The sequence below is a fragment of the Plantactinospora sp. WMMC1484 genome, from assembly GCF_049315195.1.
Classification (GTDB): domain Bacteria; phylum Actinomycetota; class Actinomycetes; order Mycobacteriales; family Micromonosporaceae; genus Plantactinospora.
Window position 1 is genome coordinate 6,224,706 of record NZ_CP186055.1, and the last position, 18,037, is coordinate 6,242,742.

The following is an 18,037-nucleotide window of genomic DNA, read 5'->3' on the forward strand; positions in this document are numbered from 1 at the left end:
CGGACCGGGGTCAGGCTATCGACCGACCGGTCACATGGTCAACGACATGAGTCAATCTCTGCTGCCCAGGGGTGCAGAGCCGGCCGCTGACCGCTAACGTCGCAGGTGATGGTCCGATTCGGTCAGCTTTCCCACGACCCGGGTGAGGTGCGGTCCCGGCCCGACTGGGCCGGCATCCGCACCTCCACCCTGCGCGACCACGTGCTCGATCCGGCCCACCGCGAGCCGTCGCTGGTCGATCGACATCTGCTCATCCTGGTCACCGTCGGACATGGTACGCAGGAGGTCGACTTCCGCACATATCCGTGCCGGCCGGGTTCGCTGCTCTGGGTCCAGCCCGGTCAGGTCGTCCGGCACAGCGGGCAGGGCGGGCTCGACGCGATCATGGTCTCCTGGACGCCGAAGACCATGGGCGAGCTCGGGCTCACGCCGCCCACGCCCCCGTACGCAGCCGGATACTGGCAGCTCGCCGGCGAGGACGAGGACGCGGTGATCAGCGAGGTCAGCCAGCTCGTGGTGGACTGCCAGCGCCACCACAGCGGCACCCTCGCCGGCGACCTGCTCCGGCACCAGCTCGCCGTCCTGCTGCTCCGGCTCGCCCTGCTGCCCCGCGATCCGCTCGGTCCCGGCCCGACCCCACAGCCAGCCCACCCGGCAGCGTCCCGGCCCGCCCCACCCAACGGGACGTCGCCGGCCGCCTGCCTGGACGGCGTCGACTCGACCGGGACCTTCTGGCGGCTGCGGCACGAGGTCGAACGCTCGTACGGGCAGACCCGGCGGGTCGAGGACTACGCCGACCGGCTGGAGTGCTCGGTACGCACCCTGACCCGAGCCTGCCTCGCCGCGACCGGGCGCAGCGCCAAACAGCTCATCGACGACCGGGTGGCGTTGGAAGCCCGGCGGCTGCTCGCCGCGACCGACCTCTCGGTGGCCGACGTCGGCCGGCGGCTCGGCTTTCCGGAGCCGACGAATTTCGGCCGGTTCTTCCACCGGGAGGTCGGGCACAGCCCGGGCGCCTTCCGGGCCGGCCTCACCGACCGGCACCGACCGTCCCGGGCCGATCGGCCCGGGACGGCGCCGACCACCCCACCGGGCACCTGACGGTCACACCGGCCTCCGCTTCCGGCAGCCACACTTCCGGCGTCCGCTCGGCAGAGCATGCACCCACCACGCCAGACGGTCCAGTGCGGAGCGTCGGCGTGTGCGGAAGGCGTTTGCCGAACGTGCGTACGGGGAATCTCGTCGCCACCCCCGGAAGCAAGCACTTGTCTCGAAGGGAGCGGGGCCGTGGGTCTGATTTTCCGTAAGCGTAAGAAGTTCGGCCCGTTGATCCTCAACTTCACCGAGAACGGATTCTCCTCCTGGAGCATCAAGATCGGCCGCTGGTCGTGGAACTCGCGGGCCCGTGCCCACCGGGTCGACCTGCCCGGCCCGCTTTCCTGGAAGCAGGACAAGTCCCGTCGGTGAGGCAACGGTGGTGCGGACGGGGATGCCGGCTGACGCGGTCGGTGTCCCTCTGCGCACCCTCGGGGCGGCGTCCCCGTGACGCCTCGTCAGGACGGCTTGGCGGTGATGGTGACGTCGCCGCCGAGCCGACCCGCCGCCGGATCACGGCTCACCAGTCCGGTGGCGAGCAGCGCGGTGAGCACCCGGTTGGTGTCCGCGGGTCGATAGACCGTCCGTTCGGCGGTGAACTGCCGTAGCTCGGTGACGGAGGCAGCGCCGACGGTCGCCAGCCGGCCCAGGATCTCCCGCCGCAGCGGCCCCGGGTGCGGACTCAGTGAGATGTCCAGCAGGTGTCCCTCCGGGTCGCCGGGGTCGCGGTAGCGCACCCCGGCGTACTCGTCCACCGCCCAGAGCGCGTTCTTGAAGGCGTCCAGCCGCTTTCCGGCGGCGGTGGCGAATACCAGCACCTCGGACCGGGCCAGCACCTCGGACCGGGCCGAAGCGTCGGCGACCAGTTCGACCTCGGTGACCAGCGGCAGTCCGGCCTCGGTCAGCCGGCCCCGGAGGTCCGCTCCGGACCAGGCCGGCGGGTCGAGCGCCAGCAGCAGCTCGCCGGGGCGACCAGCGGCCACCGCCGCGAGGACGTCACGACCCGGCGCCCCACCCTCCGAGCCCTCCGACCCCACATTGCCCGCACCGCCCGGCGCGGCACCGCCCGCGCCGTCCAGGTAGGCGAAGATCGGTGCGCCGGCCGCGGCGGCCGCCTTGAGCGCCACCGGCAGCCGATCGACGCCGCCCGGCATCAGGTGTGCGGTCAGCCCGGCGGGTGACTCCGACTCGACGGTCGCGTGCCGGGCCGGAAGATTTCCGTCGTCGAGCCGGCCGATGCTCAGCGCGGTCATCCGGCGCCCGCGCAGCAGGTCGGCGAAGTCCGTGAAGACCCGCAGCGCGGCGTCCACCGCACCGCGGTCGTCTCCGGCGTACGCCTGGACGAAGGTGGCCCGGCGGGAACGGTGCAGCGCGGCCGGCGCCCAGGAGTCGAGCTGACGTACCAGCAGTTCCCGCTTCACGACGCCGATCGGATCCCCGGACATGCAACGGTTGTATCCTGCCCGGCCGGCCCCTGTCACCTCGGCGACCACACGCTCGGCCGGCCCGGTCAACCGCTCCGGCCGGTCGGACGGCGTCGATGGTACGGCTCAGGACGGAACGGAGACGCCGACCCCGCCACGGGTCTGCCCGCCGTACCGCCGCTTCTCTCGGTCGAGATCCAACCGGGAGATCCGCCGGCGCGCCGCCAGGGTCTGCTCGTCGAGATGGTCTGCCGGGACCAGCCAGACCACCTCGAACTCCAGTCCGTCCGGGTCCCGGCCGTAGAGGCTCTTGGTGCTGCCGTGATCGGAGCTGCCCGCCAGCGCGCCCGCCCCGGCGAGCCGGTCGGCGACGACCGAAAGCTCGTCGAGAGTGTCCACCTCCCAGGCGAGGTGGTAGAGGCCGACGGTGGTCCGCCCGGCGCCGGAGGGCCCGGCGGCGGCACCGACCTCGAAGAGCCCGAGGTCATGGTCGTTGGTGGAGCCGGGTGCCTGGAGGAAGACGGCGCCGTCGAACCCCTCCGGTGTCATCTCGACCCGGCGGAAGCCGAGGACATCCCGGTAGAACGCGACGCTGCGGACGAGATCGCGGACGAAGAGTACGGCGTGGTTGAGCCGGTGGATCGCCATCCCTCCACGGTAACCGCGACCCCGGACGCCCGACATCATGACCAAACTGCCGCCACCTCCCTCTTGTACTCAACGTCGCCGGGCACGCACGATGGGGCGTGGCTTCCGGCTTCGCTGAACTCATCCGGCAGGCGAACGCGCTCGTGGCCGCCGGTGACCTGACCGGGGCCCGGAATCTGCTGGGTCCACCGCTGGACGGTGCCGACCCGAGCCCCGGGCACGCCTCGGAGGAACTGACCGAGGCGGTCGGCCTCCAGGCCCGGGTGCTCGTCTCGCTCGGCGACCCGCACGCCGCCCGGGGCTGGGCGGCGTTCGCGTACTCGGCGAGCACCCGACTGTACGGCCCGGCCGACGCGCGTACGGTGGCCAGCGCCGCCACCCTCGCCGCCGTACTGCACCGGGTCGGTAGCCATGCCCGGGCCGCCCGGCTCTACCGAGACGTGATCATCGAACTCACCGCTACGGACGGCCCGGAATCGCTGCGGGTCCTCGCCGCACACGCCGACCTGGCCACCGTCGAGTACGCGCAGGGCGAATGCACGCTGGCCCGCAACCGTCTCGAGGACGCCTGGGAGTTGCACCGGGAGGTCTACGGCGACGGGCATCCCGGCGGGATCCGGATGCTCGCCCGGCTCGGTGCGATGGAGCGTGACTGTGGACTCTTCACCCGGGCGCACGAGCACCTGGCCCTGGCCGTGGAGCTGTGCCGGGAACATCTGCCGGCCCATCATCCACTGGCGGCCCAGGTCGGTACGCTCGCCCGGGCCGCGGCCGACCCCGACCACGTCTGCACCGACGCCGGACCGGAGACGCCGTACGACGAGCCGCCGCCCCACCAGCCCGAGCCGCAGCCCCGTGGGCCCGAGCCGCAGCCACCACAGTTCCACGAGCCACAGCTCCACGAGCGGTATGCCGACGGTTCGCCGGGCGGCTCCCCGTACCGTACGGAACATCCGCCCGACATCGAGTTGCCACCGCGCGACGAGCCGCCGCCGTTGCGCCGCCCACCGCCACCGCCCCGGTCGACCGGGGGTGGTACGGAGGCTCCGCAGGTGCCGCCGCCCCGACTGCCTCCCGCGCCCCTGGTCGAGCCGCCGCCCCGGTGGGCCAGCCCGGCCCCGGCCGGTCCGGCGGTCGCGCCGCCCCGGACGGCGACGGATCGGTGGAGGTTGGAATCCGCCTCCGGCCCGCCCGGCGCCCGAACCGACGACGGTCCCGACGACGACCCGGAGCACGGCTGGTGGCCGCCGGACGTGGCCCGGCGGAGCCCGGACGGGGAGGACGCCGCGGAAGCCGGAGCGCTAGGCGCCGCCCTGGACTCCCCGCACCGGTGGCGGCCGGAGAGCCGGCCCGGATCCGCCCCACTCGCCGAGCGGGTGCACCAGGAACCAGCCGGAGCCGGAGCCGGGACCGGGACCGTCGCTCTCGCCGCGGGCGCCGGCGGATCGGCGCAGGCCCGGAACCTGCCCGAGCCCCGGTCGTCCCGGTTGCCGGTACGGATCCACCGTCCGGGGCCGGCTGCCCGCTGGAACCCGCTGTTCGTCGTCGCCGGGCTGGTGGTGTTGGTCCTGCTCGGCACGGCCGTGGTGGCGCTGGGCTTCGGCCTGAGCGGTGACGACGAGCCGGCGCCGCCAGCCCCCGGGCCGGCGACCAGTGCCCCGGCCGCCGCTCCGGCCACCCCGCCGCCCGCCTCCCCCGGCACCCCACCCGGCTCGGTGACCCTGGACGACAACCGGAGCAGTGTGACGCTGGGCTGGAGCTATCCGACCGGCGCGCCCGGGCCGGTGGTGCTGGCGGGCGGGCGCGCCGGCCAGCAGCTTCGGCCGTTCCAGGAGCTGCCGGCGGGCTCCACCGGATACGTCGTCTACGGGCTGGACGAGCGGGGCGACTTCTGTTTCTCCGTCTCGGTCGTCTACTCGCCGGACGTGGTCGGCGAGGCCGAGCCGGTCTGCACCGACCGGCCCGGCGGGTCGCCCGCCGCGCGCTGAACCGGCGGATGCCCGGCGACCGGCAGGCGCACCTCGACCCGCAGACCCGGGCCGGCGTCGCCGAGCGTCACCGTGCCGCCCTGGCGGCGTACCAGTTCCCGGACGATGGCCAGGCCCAGGCCGGCGCCGCCCGCGTCCCGGGTCCGCGCGTCGTCGAGCCGGGTGAACCGGTCAAAGACCCGGTCCCGCTCCGCTGCCGGGATGCCCGGCCCGTCGTCGGTCACGGTCACCAGGTGGTACGCGCCGCCGGTGTGCCGCGCCCCGCCGGTGTACGGCGTTCCGTCGGTCGACCCGCCCGGTGCTGTCACCGGCAGCACGTCCCTGCCGCCGTGCGCGGCCGGCAGCACGTCCCTGCCGCCGTGCGCGGCCGGCAGCACGTCCCTGCCGCCGTGCGCGGCCGGCAGCACGTCCCTGCCGCCGTGCGCGGACGGCAGCACCGCGTCGCCGGTGTGTGCGGACGCCAACACCACGTGGCTGTTGGTGTGCCGAAGCGCGTTGTCGAGCAGGTTGCCCAGGATCCGGGCCAGCGCGTCCGGTTCGGCCCGGACCCAGAGCGGCTGTCCGGGCGGCACCAGCCGCAGCAGCGGTGACGGAAACCGCTCGGCAATCTCGACCAGCAACTCTCCCAGCTCGACCGGTTCGGCCGCCCGGGGCGGCCGGGCGCCCGCCTCGTCCAGGCGGGCGAGCAGCAGCAGGTCGTCGACGAGCCGACCGAGCCGGGACGTGTCCGCCAGCAGGTCCTCGGCGACCGCCGGCCAGTCGGTCGCCGGACCGAGCCGCTGCGCGACCTCGAGCTGGGTCCGCAGGTTGGCCAGCGGGCTGCGCAGCTCGTGCGCGGCGTCGGCGACGAACGCGCGCTGCCGGGTCCGGGCCGACTCCAGCCGGGCCAGCATTCCGTTGAGGGTCACCGCCAACCGGTGGATCTCGTCGTGCGAGGCGGGCACCGGCAATCTCCCCGGCCGGGCTCCGCCGGTGATCTCCTCGGCACCGGCCCGGAGCGTCTCCACCGGTCGCAGGGCGGCGCCGATCACCCGCCAGGCGACCGCGGCCAGCGCGAGCAGCAGCAGCGGGAAGCTGATCAGCAGGATGGTGCGGACCACGGTCACGCTGCGCCGCACGTCGGCGGTGGACTTGGCCACCAGTACCGTCTGCGGGTCGGCGGCCGGTCCGGCGGGCACCGCGACGACCCGGATCGGGCCGTCCAGGCCGAGTCTGCGTCCGGGCAGGTAGAACCGATCCCGCTCCCCCGCGCGGAACTGTCGCAGCTCGTCCGGGTAGAGCATCGGGACCAACCGGTCGGCGTCGATCGAGGCGGCGCGGATCCGGTCCTGGCCGTCGAGCACCTGGACCCGTACCTGGCCGCCGGCCACCGGCAGCGGATCCGGCAGCGCGTTCTGGCCGGCCAGCCGGGCCACCGCCTCGGCGGTCTTCAGCGCCTCGGTGTCCACGGTGCGCTGCAACGCGTATCCGAGCGCGCCGATCAGCACCAGCCCGCCGACGGCGAGCCCGACCGCGAGACCCGCCGCGCTGATGATGGTGAGCCGGGCGCGCAGGCTCAGCGTCAGCCACGGTCGCCGCCAGCCGCGCCGCCCGAACCAGCCGCGCCGCCCGAACCAGCCGAACGGCCAGCCGCGCCGCCGGGGTCGCCGCCCCGCGCGGTTCATGTCACCAGCCGGTAGCCGGCTCCCCGGACCGTCTCCAGCCGATCCCGACCGATCTTGCGGCGCAGGTAGCCGACGTAGACCTCGACGGCATTCGGCGCGGTCTGCAGGGCCGCGTCCCAGACGTGGTCCAGCAGCTCCGTCTTGGAGACCACCTCACCGGCCCGGCGCAGCAGGTACTCCAGCAGGGCGTACTCCCGCGCGGTCAACTCGATCTCCGCCCCGTCCCGGGTCACCCGGCGGCGGGCCGGATCGAGGCTCAGGTCGCCGGCGACCAGCACCGCCGGCCGGCGCGGTGCCCCCCGGCGGAGCAGGGCACGCAACCGGGCCAGCAGCACCACGTACGAGAAGGGTTTGGTCAGGTAGTCGTCGGCACCGCAGTCCAGACCGTCGGCCTGGTCGTACTCGCCGTCCTTGGCGGAGAGCATCAGGACGGGCAGCCAGTGCCGTTCGGCCCGCAACTGGCGTACCACGCGGTAGCCGGAGAGCCCGGGCAGCATCACGTCCAGGATCATCGCGTCGTATCCGCCGTGCCGGGCCAGGTCGAGCCCTTCCGGGCCGGTGCCGGCCACGTCGACGACGAACCCCTCGGCCCGCAGGCCGCGCTGCAGGGCCGTGGCCAGCCGCGCCTCGTCCTCCACCACCAGCAACCGCACCGGACAAGCGTGCCATCCCCCACCGCCCGCAACCACACCCGGCTGAGTGAGCCCACAGCACTTCTCAGGGGCTTCACAGTGGGTGGGGCGCAGGATGGACGCCAGGAGGTACGAACATGTCTGTCTTCCAGACCCGGCCCACGCTGCGGTGGCTGGTCCCGACCGGGGCCGCCCTGGCGGTTCTCGGCGGGGGTGCCGCGATCGGCACATTCGCCTCGGCCGCCACGCCGAACCTGCCCGAGCGCAGCGCCGCCCAACTCCTCGTCGACCTGCAGACCGCCCACCTGGACGGCCTCTCCGGCACCGTGATCAAGCGGGCCGATCTCGGGCTACCGAGCCTGCCGGGGCTCGGCGGCCAGGGCAACGCCGAACTCACCTCGCTGGTCTCGGGCACGCACACGCTGCGGGTCTGGCACGCCGGCCCGGACCAGACCCGGGTCGCCCTGCTCGGCACCCTCGGTGAGACCGACGTCATCCGCAACGGCAAAGACGTCTGGGTCTGGGACAGCCAGGCGAAGCAGGCCGAGCACAGCACGCTGGACGGCTCGTCCCGTCCGGCCGGTCAGCTCCCGACGACTCCCCAGGAGGCCGCCGAGCAGGCCCTGGCGGCGGTCGCTCCGAGTACCCGGGTCAGCGTCGGGCGCTCCGCCACGGTCGCCGGCCGGGACGCGTACGAGCTGGTGCTCGAACCGCGCGAGTCCGCGTCGCTGGTGGGCCAGATCACCATCGCGATCGATGCCGCCGAGCACGTGCCGCTGCGCTTCCAGGTGGTGCCCCGGGGCACCAGCAAGCCGGCCTTCGAGGTGGCGTTCACCCAGGTCGACTTCACACGTCCCGACCCGGCCCAGTTCGTCTTCAATCCGCCGCCCGGCACGGTGGTGACCGAGGGCTCCCACTCGGCGGGCCGGCCGGCGCCGCCGGCGGAGCTGGAACGGCCGACGGTGCTCGGCAGCGGATGGACGAGCGTGCTGGTGGCGAAGGTCCCGCAGCTCGCCGCCGATGCCGGGCCGGAGACCGGTGACACCAACGCCGATCTGGCACGCGGTCTGCTGGGCGGGCTGCCCGAGGTGAGCGGCGCGTGGGGCGCGGGCCGGATCCTCAGCGGGAGTCTCTTCACCGCCCTGCTCACCGACGACGGCCGGCTACTGGTCGGCCCGGTGACGCCGGAACGCCTCTACGAGGTCGCACAGAGCACCAGATGAACGGCGACGGCCGGATCCCCGGCTGACAGGGTGGCACGGTGAGCGTCGCGTCCGGCCGGCACGCCCGGCCGGACGCGACCGTGTCGCCCGGACGATTTCGCCCGAGCGGGTCGCCGGCCCTGGCCGCCGCCCGGACGTGTCACCCGGGCCGCGTACCCGGCGGACAGCGTCCCGGCCGTCTCCCCCGCAATCGAGGCTCCCTGCAATCGACGCTGACCGATTCGAGCAGCGACGCGCCCGATGGTTGCCGGCGTGGGAAACGCGCTATCGTTTCTCAGTTCAGGGGAAACAAAAAGAACGGCGAAACGCCGTTCTTTGCTGAGACTAGCAATGGGGAGACGGTTTGTCAAAGCAATCCGGTGTTTCGTGCGGCCAGAGTCTCGGCGAGCCGGTCGACGCCATCCCCGGCGAACAGCGGTACGTCTCCATGCTCTACGGGCGCCTCGACGACCTGCGCGCCCAGGCCGGCCGGCGGCTGCGCGACGCGCTGCGCAACGCCGGCGGCACCCAGCAGGAACGCTCGCAGCGCGACGGCACGGTCCGGATGTATGCCGACCAGGTCGACCGGCTCGGCGCGGTGGAGCAGGGCCTCTGCTTCGGCCGGCTCGACCTCGACGACGGCACCCGGCACTACGTCGGCCGGATCGGCCTCTTCGACGACAGCGGCGAACACGAGCCGGTGCTGCTGGACTGGCGCACCCCGGCGGCCCGGCCCTTCTATCTCGCCACCGCCGCCGCGCCGGACGGCGTACGCCGACGGCGGCACATCCGGACCCGGGACCGCGAGGTGGTCGGCCTCGACGACGAGGTGCTCGACCTGAGCGACGCCGGGGAGGCCGGCGACCACGGCGGGCTGACCGGCGAGGCGGCACTGCTCGCCGCGGTCAACGCCAGCCGTACCGGCCGGATGACGGACATCGTCCAGACCATCCAGGCCGAGCAGGACCGGGTGATCCGGGCCGACCTTGACGGCGTACTGGTGGTGCAGGGCGGGCCGGGCACGGGCAAGACGGCGGTGGCGCTGCACCGGGCCGCGTACCTGCTCTACACGCACCGGCAGATCCTCTCCACCCGTGGTGTGCTGCTCGTCGGTCCGAACGCAACGTTCCTGCGCTACATCTCGCAGGTGCTGCCGACGCTCGCCGAGACCGGCGTGCTGCTGCGTACCGCCGGTGAACTCTTCCCGGGGGTCACCGCGACCCGCTCCGAGCCGGCCGGGCTGGCCGAGCTGAAGGGCCGGCTCGACATGGTCGAGGTGCTGGCCGCCGCCGTACGGGACCGGCAGCGGGTGCCGGACGAGCCGATCGAGATCGACATCGAGCGGGACACCCTGCTGCTGGAGCCCGCCACCGTCGCCGCCGCCCGGGAGCGGGTACGCCGCTCGGGCCGGCCGCACAACCTCGCCCGGCCGCTCTTCGACATCGAGATCGTCCACGCCCTGGCCGACCAGCTCGCCCAGCGACTCGGCGCCGACCCGCTCGGCGGGGAGAACCTGCTCGACGAGGCCGACCTCGCCGAGTTCCGACGCGAGCTGCGGACCGAGCCGGAGGTGCAGGCGGTGCTGGACTGGCTCTGGCCGGTGCTCACCCCGCAGCAGGTGGTGGCCGGGCTCTTCGCCTCCGAGCGGCGGCTCGCGGTCGCGGCGGCGAATCTCGGTGCGGCCGAACAGGCGGCGCTGCGGCGCGAGCCGCGCGGCGGCTGGAGCCCGGCCGACGTACCGCTGCTGGACGAGGCGGCGGAACTGCTCGGTGAGGACGACCGCGCGGCCCAGGCCCGCGCCGAACGACAGCGCCGGGCCGAGATCGAGTACGCCGAGGGCGTGCTGGAGATCGCCGCCGGCTCCAGGTCGGTCGACTTCGAGGACGAGGAAGACGAGTTCCTGCGCGTCACCGACCTGCTCGTCGCCGACCGGCTGGCCGAGCGGCAGGCCGACGGGGAGCAGTTGACCACCGCCGAGCGGGCGGCGGCGGATCGGAGCTGGGCCTTCGGGCACGTGATCGTGGACGAGGCGCAGGAGCTCTCCCCGATGGCATGGCGGCTGCTGATGCGCCGCTGCCCCAGCCGCTCGATGACGATCGTCGGGGACGTGGCCCAGACCGGGTCGCTGGCCGGCGCCTCGTCCTGGTCGCCGGTGCTGGAGCCGTACGTCGGCCAGCGGTGGCGGCTGGAGGAGTTGACCGTGAGCTACCGTACGCCGTCGGAGATCCTGGCGGTCGCCGCCAAGGTGCTGGCGGAGATCGACCCGATGCTCACCCCGCCCCGCGCCGTACGCGACACCGGCGTCCAGCCGTGGGATCTGCGGGTCGGGGCCGGCGAGCTGGCCGGGCGGCTCGTCGAGGCGATCCGCACCGGGGCCGCGGAGGTCGGCGCCGGCCGGCTCGGCGTGATCGTGCCGACCGGACTCGCCGACGAGTTGGGCCGGGTGGTTACCGAGGCGGAGCCCGAGGTGGCCCTCGGTGACGACCCGGCGCTGACCAGCCGGGTGGTACTGCTGACCGTCGCCCAGGCCAAGGGGCTGGAGTTCGACTCGGTGCTGGTGGTCGATCCGGACCGGATCGTCGCGGAGTCCCCGCGCGGGCGCAGCGACCTCTACGTCGCGCTCACCCGCGCCACCCAACGGCTGGGCATCCTCCGCACCGGCTGACCAGCCGGGTCGCGGGAGGGCGCGCTATGTGTCGGTGAAGTTGCCGATCTGGCGCGCCTGTCCGGACGCGTCACTGGTCGACCCCGCGGCCGACGGGTTGATCCCGCCGGTGGTCGCGTCCCCGGTGGTGGTCGGTGCGACCTTACCGCCCGGCCGGCGGGGTTGCCGACGTACGTTCGCCGGGCCGGCCCGCCGTCCGGTTCCGGTGGTGGTGCTCACCCCCCGGTTCCGGGTGGGGCCGCCGTCGCGCAGCACGTCCACGTCCCGCGCCCGGTCCGCCGGGTCCTCGATGTCGCGTTCGTGCGCCTCGCGCCCCTCGTCCACCGGCAGGGTGACCTCCTCGACCGCGCCGGGACCGTACTTCCCGGGCCCGATCCGGTCCTCGGTCCGCCGTGCCGACTTCCGCCGTCCGTCCTCGGCGCGCACGTCCATCACCTCGCCCGACTCGTCGTTGTCCGGGGTGTCCCCGGTGCCCGGGTCGGCAAACACCGGTCACCTGTACGTGAAGGCGTTGTCCCGCCGGCAGACGCCTCACGTACAGTGACGGCCCACCGTCTCGCACGACTGCGGCGAGGGTCGTCGGGGCGGCGTTTGTGGGCCACCCGGCCGGGTAGCCAGCGGGTGCCGCCGGCGCGGCAGCGTGCCGTGACCGGGGGCGGTCGGAAGAGATCTCATCGAATCCGAGGAGGAAAAGATGAGTACGCAGACCCCGTCCAGGCAGCCGATGGGCCAGCAGGTGACGGACATGCAGTCGGCACCGACCCGGGAGATGGGTGCCCAGAACATCTCCAACCAGCAGATACAGCAGACGTTGGCGGAGATGCAGCGCCGGATGGACGAGCCGGTACGGCGGAATCCCGGTAACGAGACCAAGCCCGCCTGGCTGAGTACCGAGTTCTACATCTATCTTGCGGCGGTCGGATTCACGCTGCTGGCCGCGGACCTCGTCGGTACGGACGCAGCCGGCGTCGACCCGTTCCGGGCGCAGCAGGCCTGGTTCTTCATCACCCTGATGACCATCGCCTACCTGGGTAGCCGTGGTCTGGCGAAGCTGGGCAACGCCTGGCGACACGGACGACGGTAACGACGCTCGACCGTGCCCGCCCCGGAGCAGGGTCCGGTCGAGGTCCCGAGCAGTGGTGACCTTGCCACGGGGGGTCGCGGTCCCCGCCGGAAACGGCGGGGACCGCGGCCTTTCGCCTTCCGGGGCTTACTCGCCTTCCGGGGCTTACTCGCCTTAAGGACTTACTCGCCTTCCGGGCTTACTCGTCGCCGAAGTCGCCCTCGAAGGCGTCCTCCAGCATCTCGCCGGCGATCATGCCTCCGGCCAGACCGAGCGCGGCACCGGCGACCATGCCACCCATGCCGTGCCCGCCGTGGTGCCCCTGCTTGCCGGGATGCCCGTGGTGCTGCGCGGCGTACCGGCCGTAGCTCTCCACCGTCTGCGCCAGCCAGCCCTCGACCCGCTGCCGCCAGTCGACCTGCTCGACGCCGACGTGCTCGGCCGTGTACCGGCCGACGGTGTCGTGCCCGCTGGTGAACATCCCGCCGCGCTTGTCGCACTCGATGATGACGTCCACGCCGTGCTGGTTGGTGACGAAGGTCAGTTCGACCTCGCGGATCGCGTGCGCGTACTGCGGCGCCGCGTAGAACTCGATCTCCTGATAGAACGGCAGCGTCTGCTGCACGCCGTAGATGTGCCCGCGTTCCAGGTCCGCGCTCTTGAACTGGAAGCCGAGCTGGGCGAACGCCTCCAGGATCTTCTCGTGCACCGGCAGCGGATGCACGGCGACAGCGTCCAGGTCACCCTTGTCCACCGCCCGGGCCACCGCTAGCTCGGTACGCAGACCCATCGTCATCCCGCGCAGGCGCTGACCGTAGACGTCGGTGATCGGGGTCTCCCAGGGGACCGGAAGCTGGAACGGGATCACGAGCTCCTGTTTGGCTTCCAGGCGCATCGCACCGCTCACCGGCAGCCGGTAGAACTCCATGGTGCCGGCGTACTCGCTGTCACCGCCCTCCATCTCGACCCGGGTGACCAGCGCGACGGTGACCTGCTCGATGTCGGCCGCCGCATCTCCGCCACGCAGGTTCACCTGCCCGTCGAGCACCAGGCCGGGCCGGGTGTTGGGATTGGCCAGCACGGTGTCGACGCTCGGACCGCCGACGCCGAGGGCGCTCAACATCTTCTTGAAGACCATAGAGATACTCCTGTTTACGGCGGACGTTGCCGTGGTGTCTGGGCGTGCATCTTCCACGATGGATCGGCACGCCACTCCGGTGACCCTATTAACCGTAGCTGTGAGGTGGCTGAGAGCATTCGCCCGCTACCGATTCGGGTGACCCGCGGCGCTTCGGCACTGGCCGCCCCCCGTCGACCTGCCGGACTAGGCTGACGATCATGCGCATCGGCATCGTCATCCTTCCCGACCGCCGCTGGTCCGACGCCGAGCGCCGGTGGCGGCAGGCGGAGGAGTGGGGGTTCGACCACGCCTGGACGTACGACCACCTGGGGTGGCGGGACCTCGTCGACGGCCCGTGGTTCGACGCGATGGGGACACTGACCGCGGCCGGGATGGTCACCTCGCGGATCGGGTTGGGCACCCTGGTCGCGTCGCCCAACTTCCGGCATCCGGTGCACTTCGCCCGCCAGGTCACCGCGCTGGACGATGTCACTGCCGGCCGGGTGCTGCTCGGGATCGGCGCCGGCGGCGCCGGGTTCGACTCGGCCGTGCTCGGCGGCGAGTCGCTGTCGCCCCGGCGGCGGGCGGACCGGTTCACCGAGTTCACCGAGCTTCTGGATCTGCTGCTCCGACAGGGGCGCGTCACCTGGCGCGGGGACTACTACGCGGCGGTCGACGCGCGGAGCACCCCGGGCTGCGTACAGGTGCCCCGGGTGCCGTTCGTGGTCGCCGCGAACGGGCCGCGCTCGCGGCGGCTCGCCGCCCGGTACGGCCGGGGTTGGGTGACCACCGGCATCCGCGACGGTGACGACCTCGACGCGTGGTGGCGCTCGGTGGCCGAGCTGGCAGCCCGGATGGACGCGGTCCTCGCCGCCGAGGGCCGCGATCCCGGCACCCTGGATCGCTATCTCTCGCTCGACTCCGCGCCGGTCTTCTCGCTCTCCGGCGCCGAGTACTTCGCCGAGGCCGTCGCCCGCGCCGCCGCACTCGGCTTCACCGACGTCGTCACGCACTGGCCGCGCGAGTCGAGCTGGTACGCCGGCAGCGAGGCGGTGCTCGCGGAGGTCGCCACCGAGTTGCTGCCCCGCCTTCGGCAGGACACCCGAGACTGATCGCCGGAGCGTGCGGTGGCCGGACCCGCCCAGGCGGGTCCGGCCACCGGGCCGGCAGGTCCGGCCTGCCGGTTGTGGCGGAAGTCAGCCGGCCGGCGAGGTTGCGGGGGCAACCGGCCGGCGCGGTTGGCGGGTCAGCTGGCGGTGCAGGTCAGCGTCGGGGCGCTGTTGGTGCCGTTCCACGTTCCGATGAATCCGAACGCGGTGCTGGCGCCGGCACCGAGGTTGCCGTTGTAGGAGACGTTCCGGGCGGTCACGTTCGACCCGCTGCTGCTGACCGTGGCGTTCCAGGCCTGGTTGATCTGCTGCCCGTTGGCGTAGCTCCAGGTCACGGTCCAGCCGCTGATCGCCGTGCTGCCGGCGGTGACCCGCACCTCACCCTGGAAGCCACCCTGCCACTGGCCGGTGACGGCGTAGCTGGCGGTGCAGCCCCGGGTGCCGGCCGGCGGGGTGGTCGGCGGCCGGGTGGTCGGCGGAGTCGTCGGGGGCCGGGTCGTCGGCGGAGTCGTCGGGGGCCGGGTCGTCGGCGGAGTCGTCGGGGGCCGGGTCGTCGGGGGGTTCACTCCGCCGTAGACCGTCGCCTCCCGGGCTGTCTGCCGGATCCCGTTGGCGCCGTTGAAGATCCGCTGTCCCCAGGAGGTGAGCTGGTTGACGTTGAAGTTGGTCACCATGTCGAGGTACTCGACGCCACCGCCGTTGCCGCTCCACGACCAGCCGATGTAGCCGATCCCGTTCTGCTGGGTGTACGACATGATGGTGTCCTCGTCCGGGTTGCCGTCCGAGTGGTCGTGGCCGAACTCGCCCACCACGATCGGCAGGTTGGCGCTGCGGAACCGGCCGAGGTAGTCGGTGATCTCGGCGGCGGTGTCGAAGACGCCGTACATGTGGATCGAGAAGACCGTGTTCCGGTCCGGGTCGGAGTTGAAGACCGACTGCGCGTTGTCCCGCATGATGAAGCGCCAGTCCTGACCCCACATCGGCGCGTCGACCATGATGGTGTGGTCGAAGCCGGCGTTGCGCAGCCGGGTGATCGCGTTGCTGGTGGCGGTCGGCCAGGTGGCGCTGACGCTCTCGTTGTTGCCGAACGGCTCGTTGCCGATGTTGAGGATGACGTAGTTCTCCTGGCCGGTCAGTGCGCTCTGGATGCTGATCCAGTAGCTCACCGCCTGGTCCAGGGTGATCGCGGCGCCCTCTTCGCCGTACCCGGTGGTGTCGTGCACCTCCAGGACGCAGATCAGCCGGTTCGCCTTGCAGAGCGAGATGACGTTGGCGACGTCGCTGGCGCTGTTCTGGGTCCACCGGGCACCGCTGCTCAGCACCACCCGCACCGTGTTGGCGCCGAGTGACTTGATGTTGGCGAATGAACCGGTTTGGCTGGCGTACCAGGCGTGGGGGTGGCTGACGCCGCGCATGATGAACTGGTTGCCGTTCGCGTCGAGCAGCCGCCCGCCGCTGACCGTGAACCCGGCGGCCGCCTGGGCCGGCGGGGTTGCCACGACAAGCGTGACGACGGCGGAGACCAGCAGCGCGAACAGCGCCGATCCGGCGGCGTAGATTCGTCTTCTCATGACCTACCTCAGGGAGAAGCCCCGAACGGGGGCAGAAGCAAGGGATCGGTAACCGCAGCCCGACGGTTACCGCCCGACTCCCTGGGACGCACGGATCAGGGTAGGCCGATGGATCGGTCAACGCAACCGGTTAAGTAGTCCCCTCCGGCACCGGCGGCGGAGGGGCCGTTGACGCGCCGTCACCAGGCGGCCGGCTTGCCCGGGGTGTAGAGCCAGGTCTGGAAGAAGGCGTCGAGCTGCCGGCGGCTGACCTTCTCCGCGAGCCGGACGAAGTCGGCGGTGCTGGCCGTGTCGTCGCGGTTCGCCGCGTACCAGGCACGGAGCAGAGTGAAGAACGCCCGGTCGCCGATCGTCGCACGCAGCGCGTGCAGCGTCATCGCACCCTTGGTGTAGACCGAGCCGGCGAAGAGATTGTCGGCCCCCGGGTCACCCGGCGGCGGGTTCCAGAAGCCGGCCGTCTCCGGCCGGGCGTAGTTCGTGTCGAACCGGGCCTGTGCGGTACGCCCGCCGGTGTGCTCCTCCCACAGCCACTCGGCATAGCTGGCGAAGCCCTCGTTCAGCCAGATCTCCTGCCAGCGTGCCGGGCTGACGCTGTTGCCGTACCACTGGTGGGCCAGCTCGTGCGCCACCGTGGACTCGCGGGGCGGACCGGAGTAGATCGGCCGGGTCTGCGTCTCCAGGGCGTAGCCGGCGTCCGTGTCGTCGTCGACGATCGCGCCGTAGGACGTGAACGGGTAGCGGCCGAAGAGCTCGGTGAAGTACTCGATCATCTCGGCCGTCCGGGCCAGCCCGTCGGCGGCCTCCGGGCCGAGGTCCCGGTCGACGGCGTCGATGATGGGCAGGCCCCGCGGCCCGGTGCTGTGGCGCAGGTCGTAGTCGCCGATCGAGGCGGTCGAGAGATAGCTGGCCATCGGGTCGCGGGCCCGCCAGGCGAAGGTCGTCCAGCCGCGACTGGTCCACCGGCCGACCAGTTCGCCGTTGGCGACCGCGGTCTTGCCGGCCGGCACCGTGATCCGGAAGTCGTAACTGGCCTTGTCGGTGGGGTGGTCGTTGACCGGATACCAGGTGGAGGCCCCTTCCGGCTCGTTCGCCACGAACGAGCCGTCCGGGGTGGAGACCCAGCCGTAGAGCGCCCCCTCGATGTCGGTCGGCCGGCCGGTGGTGCCGTCGTACCGGACCACCACCGTGAACCGCTCGCCCCGGCGCAGGCCGTACCTCGGCGAGATCCGCAACTCCTGGCCGTCCCGGTCGTAGTGCGCCGGACGCCCGTCCACGGTCACCGACCGCACCTCGAAGCCACGCAGGTCCAGGTTGAAGCGGGAGAGCCGGCCGGTGGCCCGGGCACTGATCGTGGCGACCCCGGCGAAGGCCCGGGTGGCCGGCTCGTACCGGATCTGGAGTCCGTAGTGGAGGGCGTCGTAGCCGCCGTTGCCGGCGGCCGGGAAGTAGCCGTCACCGACGCCCGGCGCGCCGGGCGCGCCGGCACCCCCGTGACCCACGCCGGCACCCCCGTGGCCGCCGGCACCGGTCGGATCCTGCGTCCGGCCGGTGGCGGCCGTCGCGGGAGCCGCGCCGAGGGTGAGCGTGACGGTCGCCGCCACGAGTACGGCGCCGAGCTGTCGAGAGGTCGCCATGGTCGGTCACGGTAATACGGCCGTTGACCGGACGGAAGGACCGAACGGAGGGCGACGCCCGGGCAGCGTGGTGACCGACCGCCACGGGCGCCGTCATCCCCACCACAAGGATGAAACACCGGTGATCCTTAACCGGTTAAGAGGAACCTACCGCCACGATTGACAGATAGTCAAGAACGTCACTGTATTGGAGACCGGGTTGAGGGTCGTCAGGCGGGGTAG

General features: G+C 72.6%; 15 protein-coding genes. 7 read left to right on the plus strand and 8 right to left on the minus strand.

The features are described from left to right. Nucleotides 1-108: 108 nt before the first annotated feature. Together ACN28C_RS26840 and ACN28C_RS26845 are read left to right on the plus strand one after the other, a co-directional pair. Complete coding sequence (locus ACN28C_RS26840) at nucleotides 109-1,101, plus strand: AraC family transcriptional regulator (protein WP_422770292.1); 993 nt, start codon at nucleotides 109-111, stop codon at nucleotides 1,099-1,101. 186 nt (nucleotides 1,102-1,287) lie between these two features. Continuing rightward, nucleotides 1,288-1,467 (plus strand): DUF4236 domain-containing protein, encoded by a 180-nt coding sequence (locus ACN28C_RS26845; RefSeq protein ID WP_421492114.1) that lies wholly within the window; start codon nucleotides 1,288-1,290, stop codon nucleotides 1,465-1,467. An 86-nt stretch (nucleotides 1,468-1,553) separates the two neighbouring features. Here ACN28C_RS26845 and ACN28C_RS26850 read toward each other — a convergent pair whose 3' ends face one another. Further along, nucleotides 1,554-2,540 carry a hypothetical protein gene (locus ACN28C_RS26850; protein ID WP_422770293.1) on the minus strand — a complete coding sequence of 329 codons (987 nt, stop codon included), beginning with the start codon at nucleotides 2,538-2,540 and terminating at the stop codon, nucleotides 1,554-1,556. 105 nt (nucleotides 2,541-2,645) lie between these two features. Then, nucleotides 2,646-3,167, minus strand: a complete 522-nt coding sequence (locus ACN28C_RS26855) for a VOC family protein (protein ID WP_422770294.1) — start codon at nucleotides 3,165-3,167, stop codon at nucleotides 2,646-2,648. A gap of 98 nt (nucleotides 3,168-3,265) precedes the next feature. On the opposite strand from ACN28C_RS26855, the gene ACN28C_RS26860 reads away from it, so the two are divergent. Continuing rightward, nucleotides 3,266-5,155: a tetratricopeptide repeat protein gene (locus ACN28C_RS26860; protein ID WP_422770295.1), complete on the plus strand. Its 1,890-nt coding sequence runs from the start codon at nucleotides 3,266-3,268 to the stop codon at nucleotides 5,153-5,155. Here the strand turns inward: ACN28C_RS26860 and ACN28C_RS26865 are convergent. Further along, nucleotides 5,080-6,819, minus strand: coding sequence for an ATP-binding protein (locus tag ACN28C_RS26865; RefSeq protein ID WP_422770296.1), 1,740 nt, complete (start codon nucleotides 6,817-6,819; stop codon nucleotides 5,080-5,082). The two genes, ACN28C_RS26860 and ACN28C_RS26865, sit on opposite strands and share 76 nt — an antisense overlap. Next, nucleotides 6,816-7,472, minus strand: a complete 657-nt coding sequence (locus tag ACN28C_RS26870) for a response regulator transcription factor (protein WP_422770297.1) — start codon at nucleotides 7,470-7,472, stop codon at nucleotides 6,816-6,818. Before ACN28C_RS26870 ends, ACN28C_RS26865 begins: the two co-directional genes overlap by 4 nt. Nucleotides 7,473-7,588: 116 nt before the next feature. On the opposite strand from ACN28C_RS26870, the gene ACN28C_RS26875 reads away from it, so the two are divergent. Together ACN28C_RS26875 and ACN28C_RS26880 are read left to right on the plus strand one after the other, a co-directional pair. Then, the gene (locus ACN28C_RS26875) at nucleotides 7,589-8,674 is read left to right on the plus strand and encodes a LolA family protein (RefSeq protein ID WP_422770298.1); all 1,086 of its coding nucleotides are present in this window, start codon (nucleotides 7,589-7,591) and stop codon (nucleotides 8,672-8,674) included. Nucleotides 8,675-9,101: 427 nt separating this feature from the next. After that, a complete protein-coding gene (locus ACN28C_RS26880) occupies nucleotides 9,102-11,318 on the plus strand; it encodes a HelD family protein (RefSeq protein WP_422774822.1) in 2,217 nt (738 codons plus the stop codon). 24 nt (nucleotides 11,319-11,342) lie between these two features. Here the strand turns inward: ACN28C_RS26880 and ACN28C_RS26885 are convergent, their stop codons facing one another. Then, entirely contained in the window at nucleotides 11,343-11,744 is a 402-nt protein-coding gene (locus ACN28C_RS26885) for a hypothetical protein (RefSeq protein WP_422774823.1), read from the minus strand. A 268-nt stretch (nucleotides 11,745-12,012) separates the two neighbouring features. Between ACN28C_RS26885 and ACN28C_RS26890 the strand changes: the two genes are divergently transcribed. Beyond that, nucleotides 12,013-12,402 carry a hypothetical protein gene (locus tag ACN28C_RS26890; protein WP_422770299.1) on the plus strand — a complete coding sequence of 130 codons (390 nt, stop codon included), beginning with the start codon at nucleotides 12,013-12,015 and terminating at the stop codon, nucleotides 12,400-12,402. A 178-nt stretch (nucleotides 12,403-12,580) separates the two neighbouring features. On the opposite strand, the gene ACN28C_RS26895 is transcribed toward ACN28C_RS26890, so the two are convergent. Beyond that, on the minus strand, nucleotides 12,581-13,519 hold the full coding sequence (locus tag ACN28C_RS26895) for a sporulation protein (RefSeq protein ID WP_422770300.1): 939 nt from the start codon (nucleotides 13,517-13,519) through the stop codon (nucleotides 12,581-12,583). Nucleotides 13,520-13,719: 200 nt separating this feature from the next. Here ACN28C_RS26895 and ACN28C_RS26900 point away from each other — a divergent pair, with 200 nt between their 5' ends. Next, nucleotides 13,720-14,613, plus strand: coding sequence for an LLM class flavin-dependent oxidoreductase (locus ACN28C_RS26900; protein WP_422770301.1), 894 nt, complete (start codon nucleotides 13,720-13,722; stop codon nucleotides 14,611-14,613). A gap of 134 nt (nucleotides 14,614-14,747) precedes the next feature. On the opposite strand, the gene ACN28C_RS26905 is transcribed toward ACN28C_RS26900, so the two are convergent. Together ACN28C_RS26905 and ACN28C_RS26910 are read right to left on the minus strand one after the other, a co-directional pair. Then, nucleotides 14,748-16,181: a cellulase family glycosylhydrolase gene (locus ACN28C_RS26905; protein ID WP_422770302.1), complete on the minus strand. Its 1,434-nt coding sequence runs from the start codon at nucleotides 16,179-16,181 to the stop codon at nucleotides 14,748-14,750. 179 nt (nucleotides 16,182-16,360) lie between these two features. Then, nucleotides 16,361-17,815: a M1 family metallopeptidase gene (locus ACN28C_RS26910; RefSeq protein WP_422770303.1), complete on the minus strand. Its 1,455-nt coding sequence runs from the start codon at nucleotides 17,813-17,815 to the stop codon at nucleotides 16,361-16,363. Between the last annotated feature and the right edge of the window lie 222 nt (nucleotides 17,816-18,037).

Coding starts and splice junctions, on each gene's coding strand:
- ACN28C_RS26895 (WP_422770300.1), bottom strand. CDS start 13,519: ATGGTCTTCAAGAAGATGTTGAGCGCCCTCGGCGTCGGCGGTCCGAGC.
- ACN28C_RS26850 (WP_422770293.1), bottom strand. CDS start 2,540: ATGTCCGGGGATCCGATCGGCGTCGTGAAGCGGGAACTGCTGGTACGT.
- ACN28C_RS26865 (WP_422770296.1), bottom strand. CDS start 6,819: ATGAACCGCGCGGGGCGGCGACCCCGGCGGCGCGGCTGGCCGTTCGGC.
- ACN28C_RS26840 (WP_422770292.1), top strand. CDS start 109: ATGGTCCGATTCGGTCAGCTTTCCCACGACCCGGGTGAGGTGCGGTCC.
- ACN28C_RS26890 (WP_422770299.1), top strand. CDS start 12,013: ATGAGTACGCAGACCCCGTCCAGGCAGCCGATGGGCCAGCAGGTGACG.
- ACN28C_RS26875 (WP_422770298.1), top strand. CDS start 7,589: ATGTCTGTCTTCCAGACCCGGCCCACGCTGCGGTGGCTGGTCCCGACC.
- ACN28C_RS26855 (WP_422770294.1), bottom strand. CDS start 3,167: ATGGCGATCCACCGGCTCAACCACGCCGTACTCTTCGTCCGCGATCTC.
- ACN28C_RS26910 (WP_422770303.1), bottom strand. CDS start 17,815: ATGGCGACCTCTCGACAGCTCGGCGCCGTACTCGTGGCGGCGACCGTC.
- ACN28C_RS26900 (WP_422770301.1), top strand. CDS start 13,720: ATGCGCATCGGCATCGTCATCCTTCCCGACCGCCGCTGGTCCGACGCC.
- ACN28C_RS26905 (WP_422770302.1), bottom strand. CDS start 16,181: ATGAGAAGACGAATCTACGCCGCCGGATCGGCGCTGTTCGCGCTGCTG.
- ACN28C_RS26880 (WP_422774822.1), top strand. CDS start 9,102: ATGCTCTACGGGCGCCTCGACGACCTGCGCGCCCAGGCCGGCCGGCGG.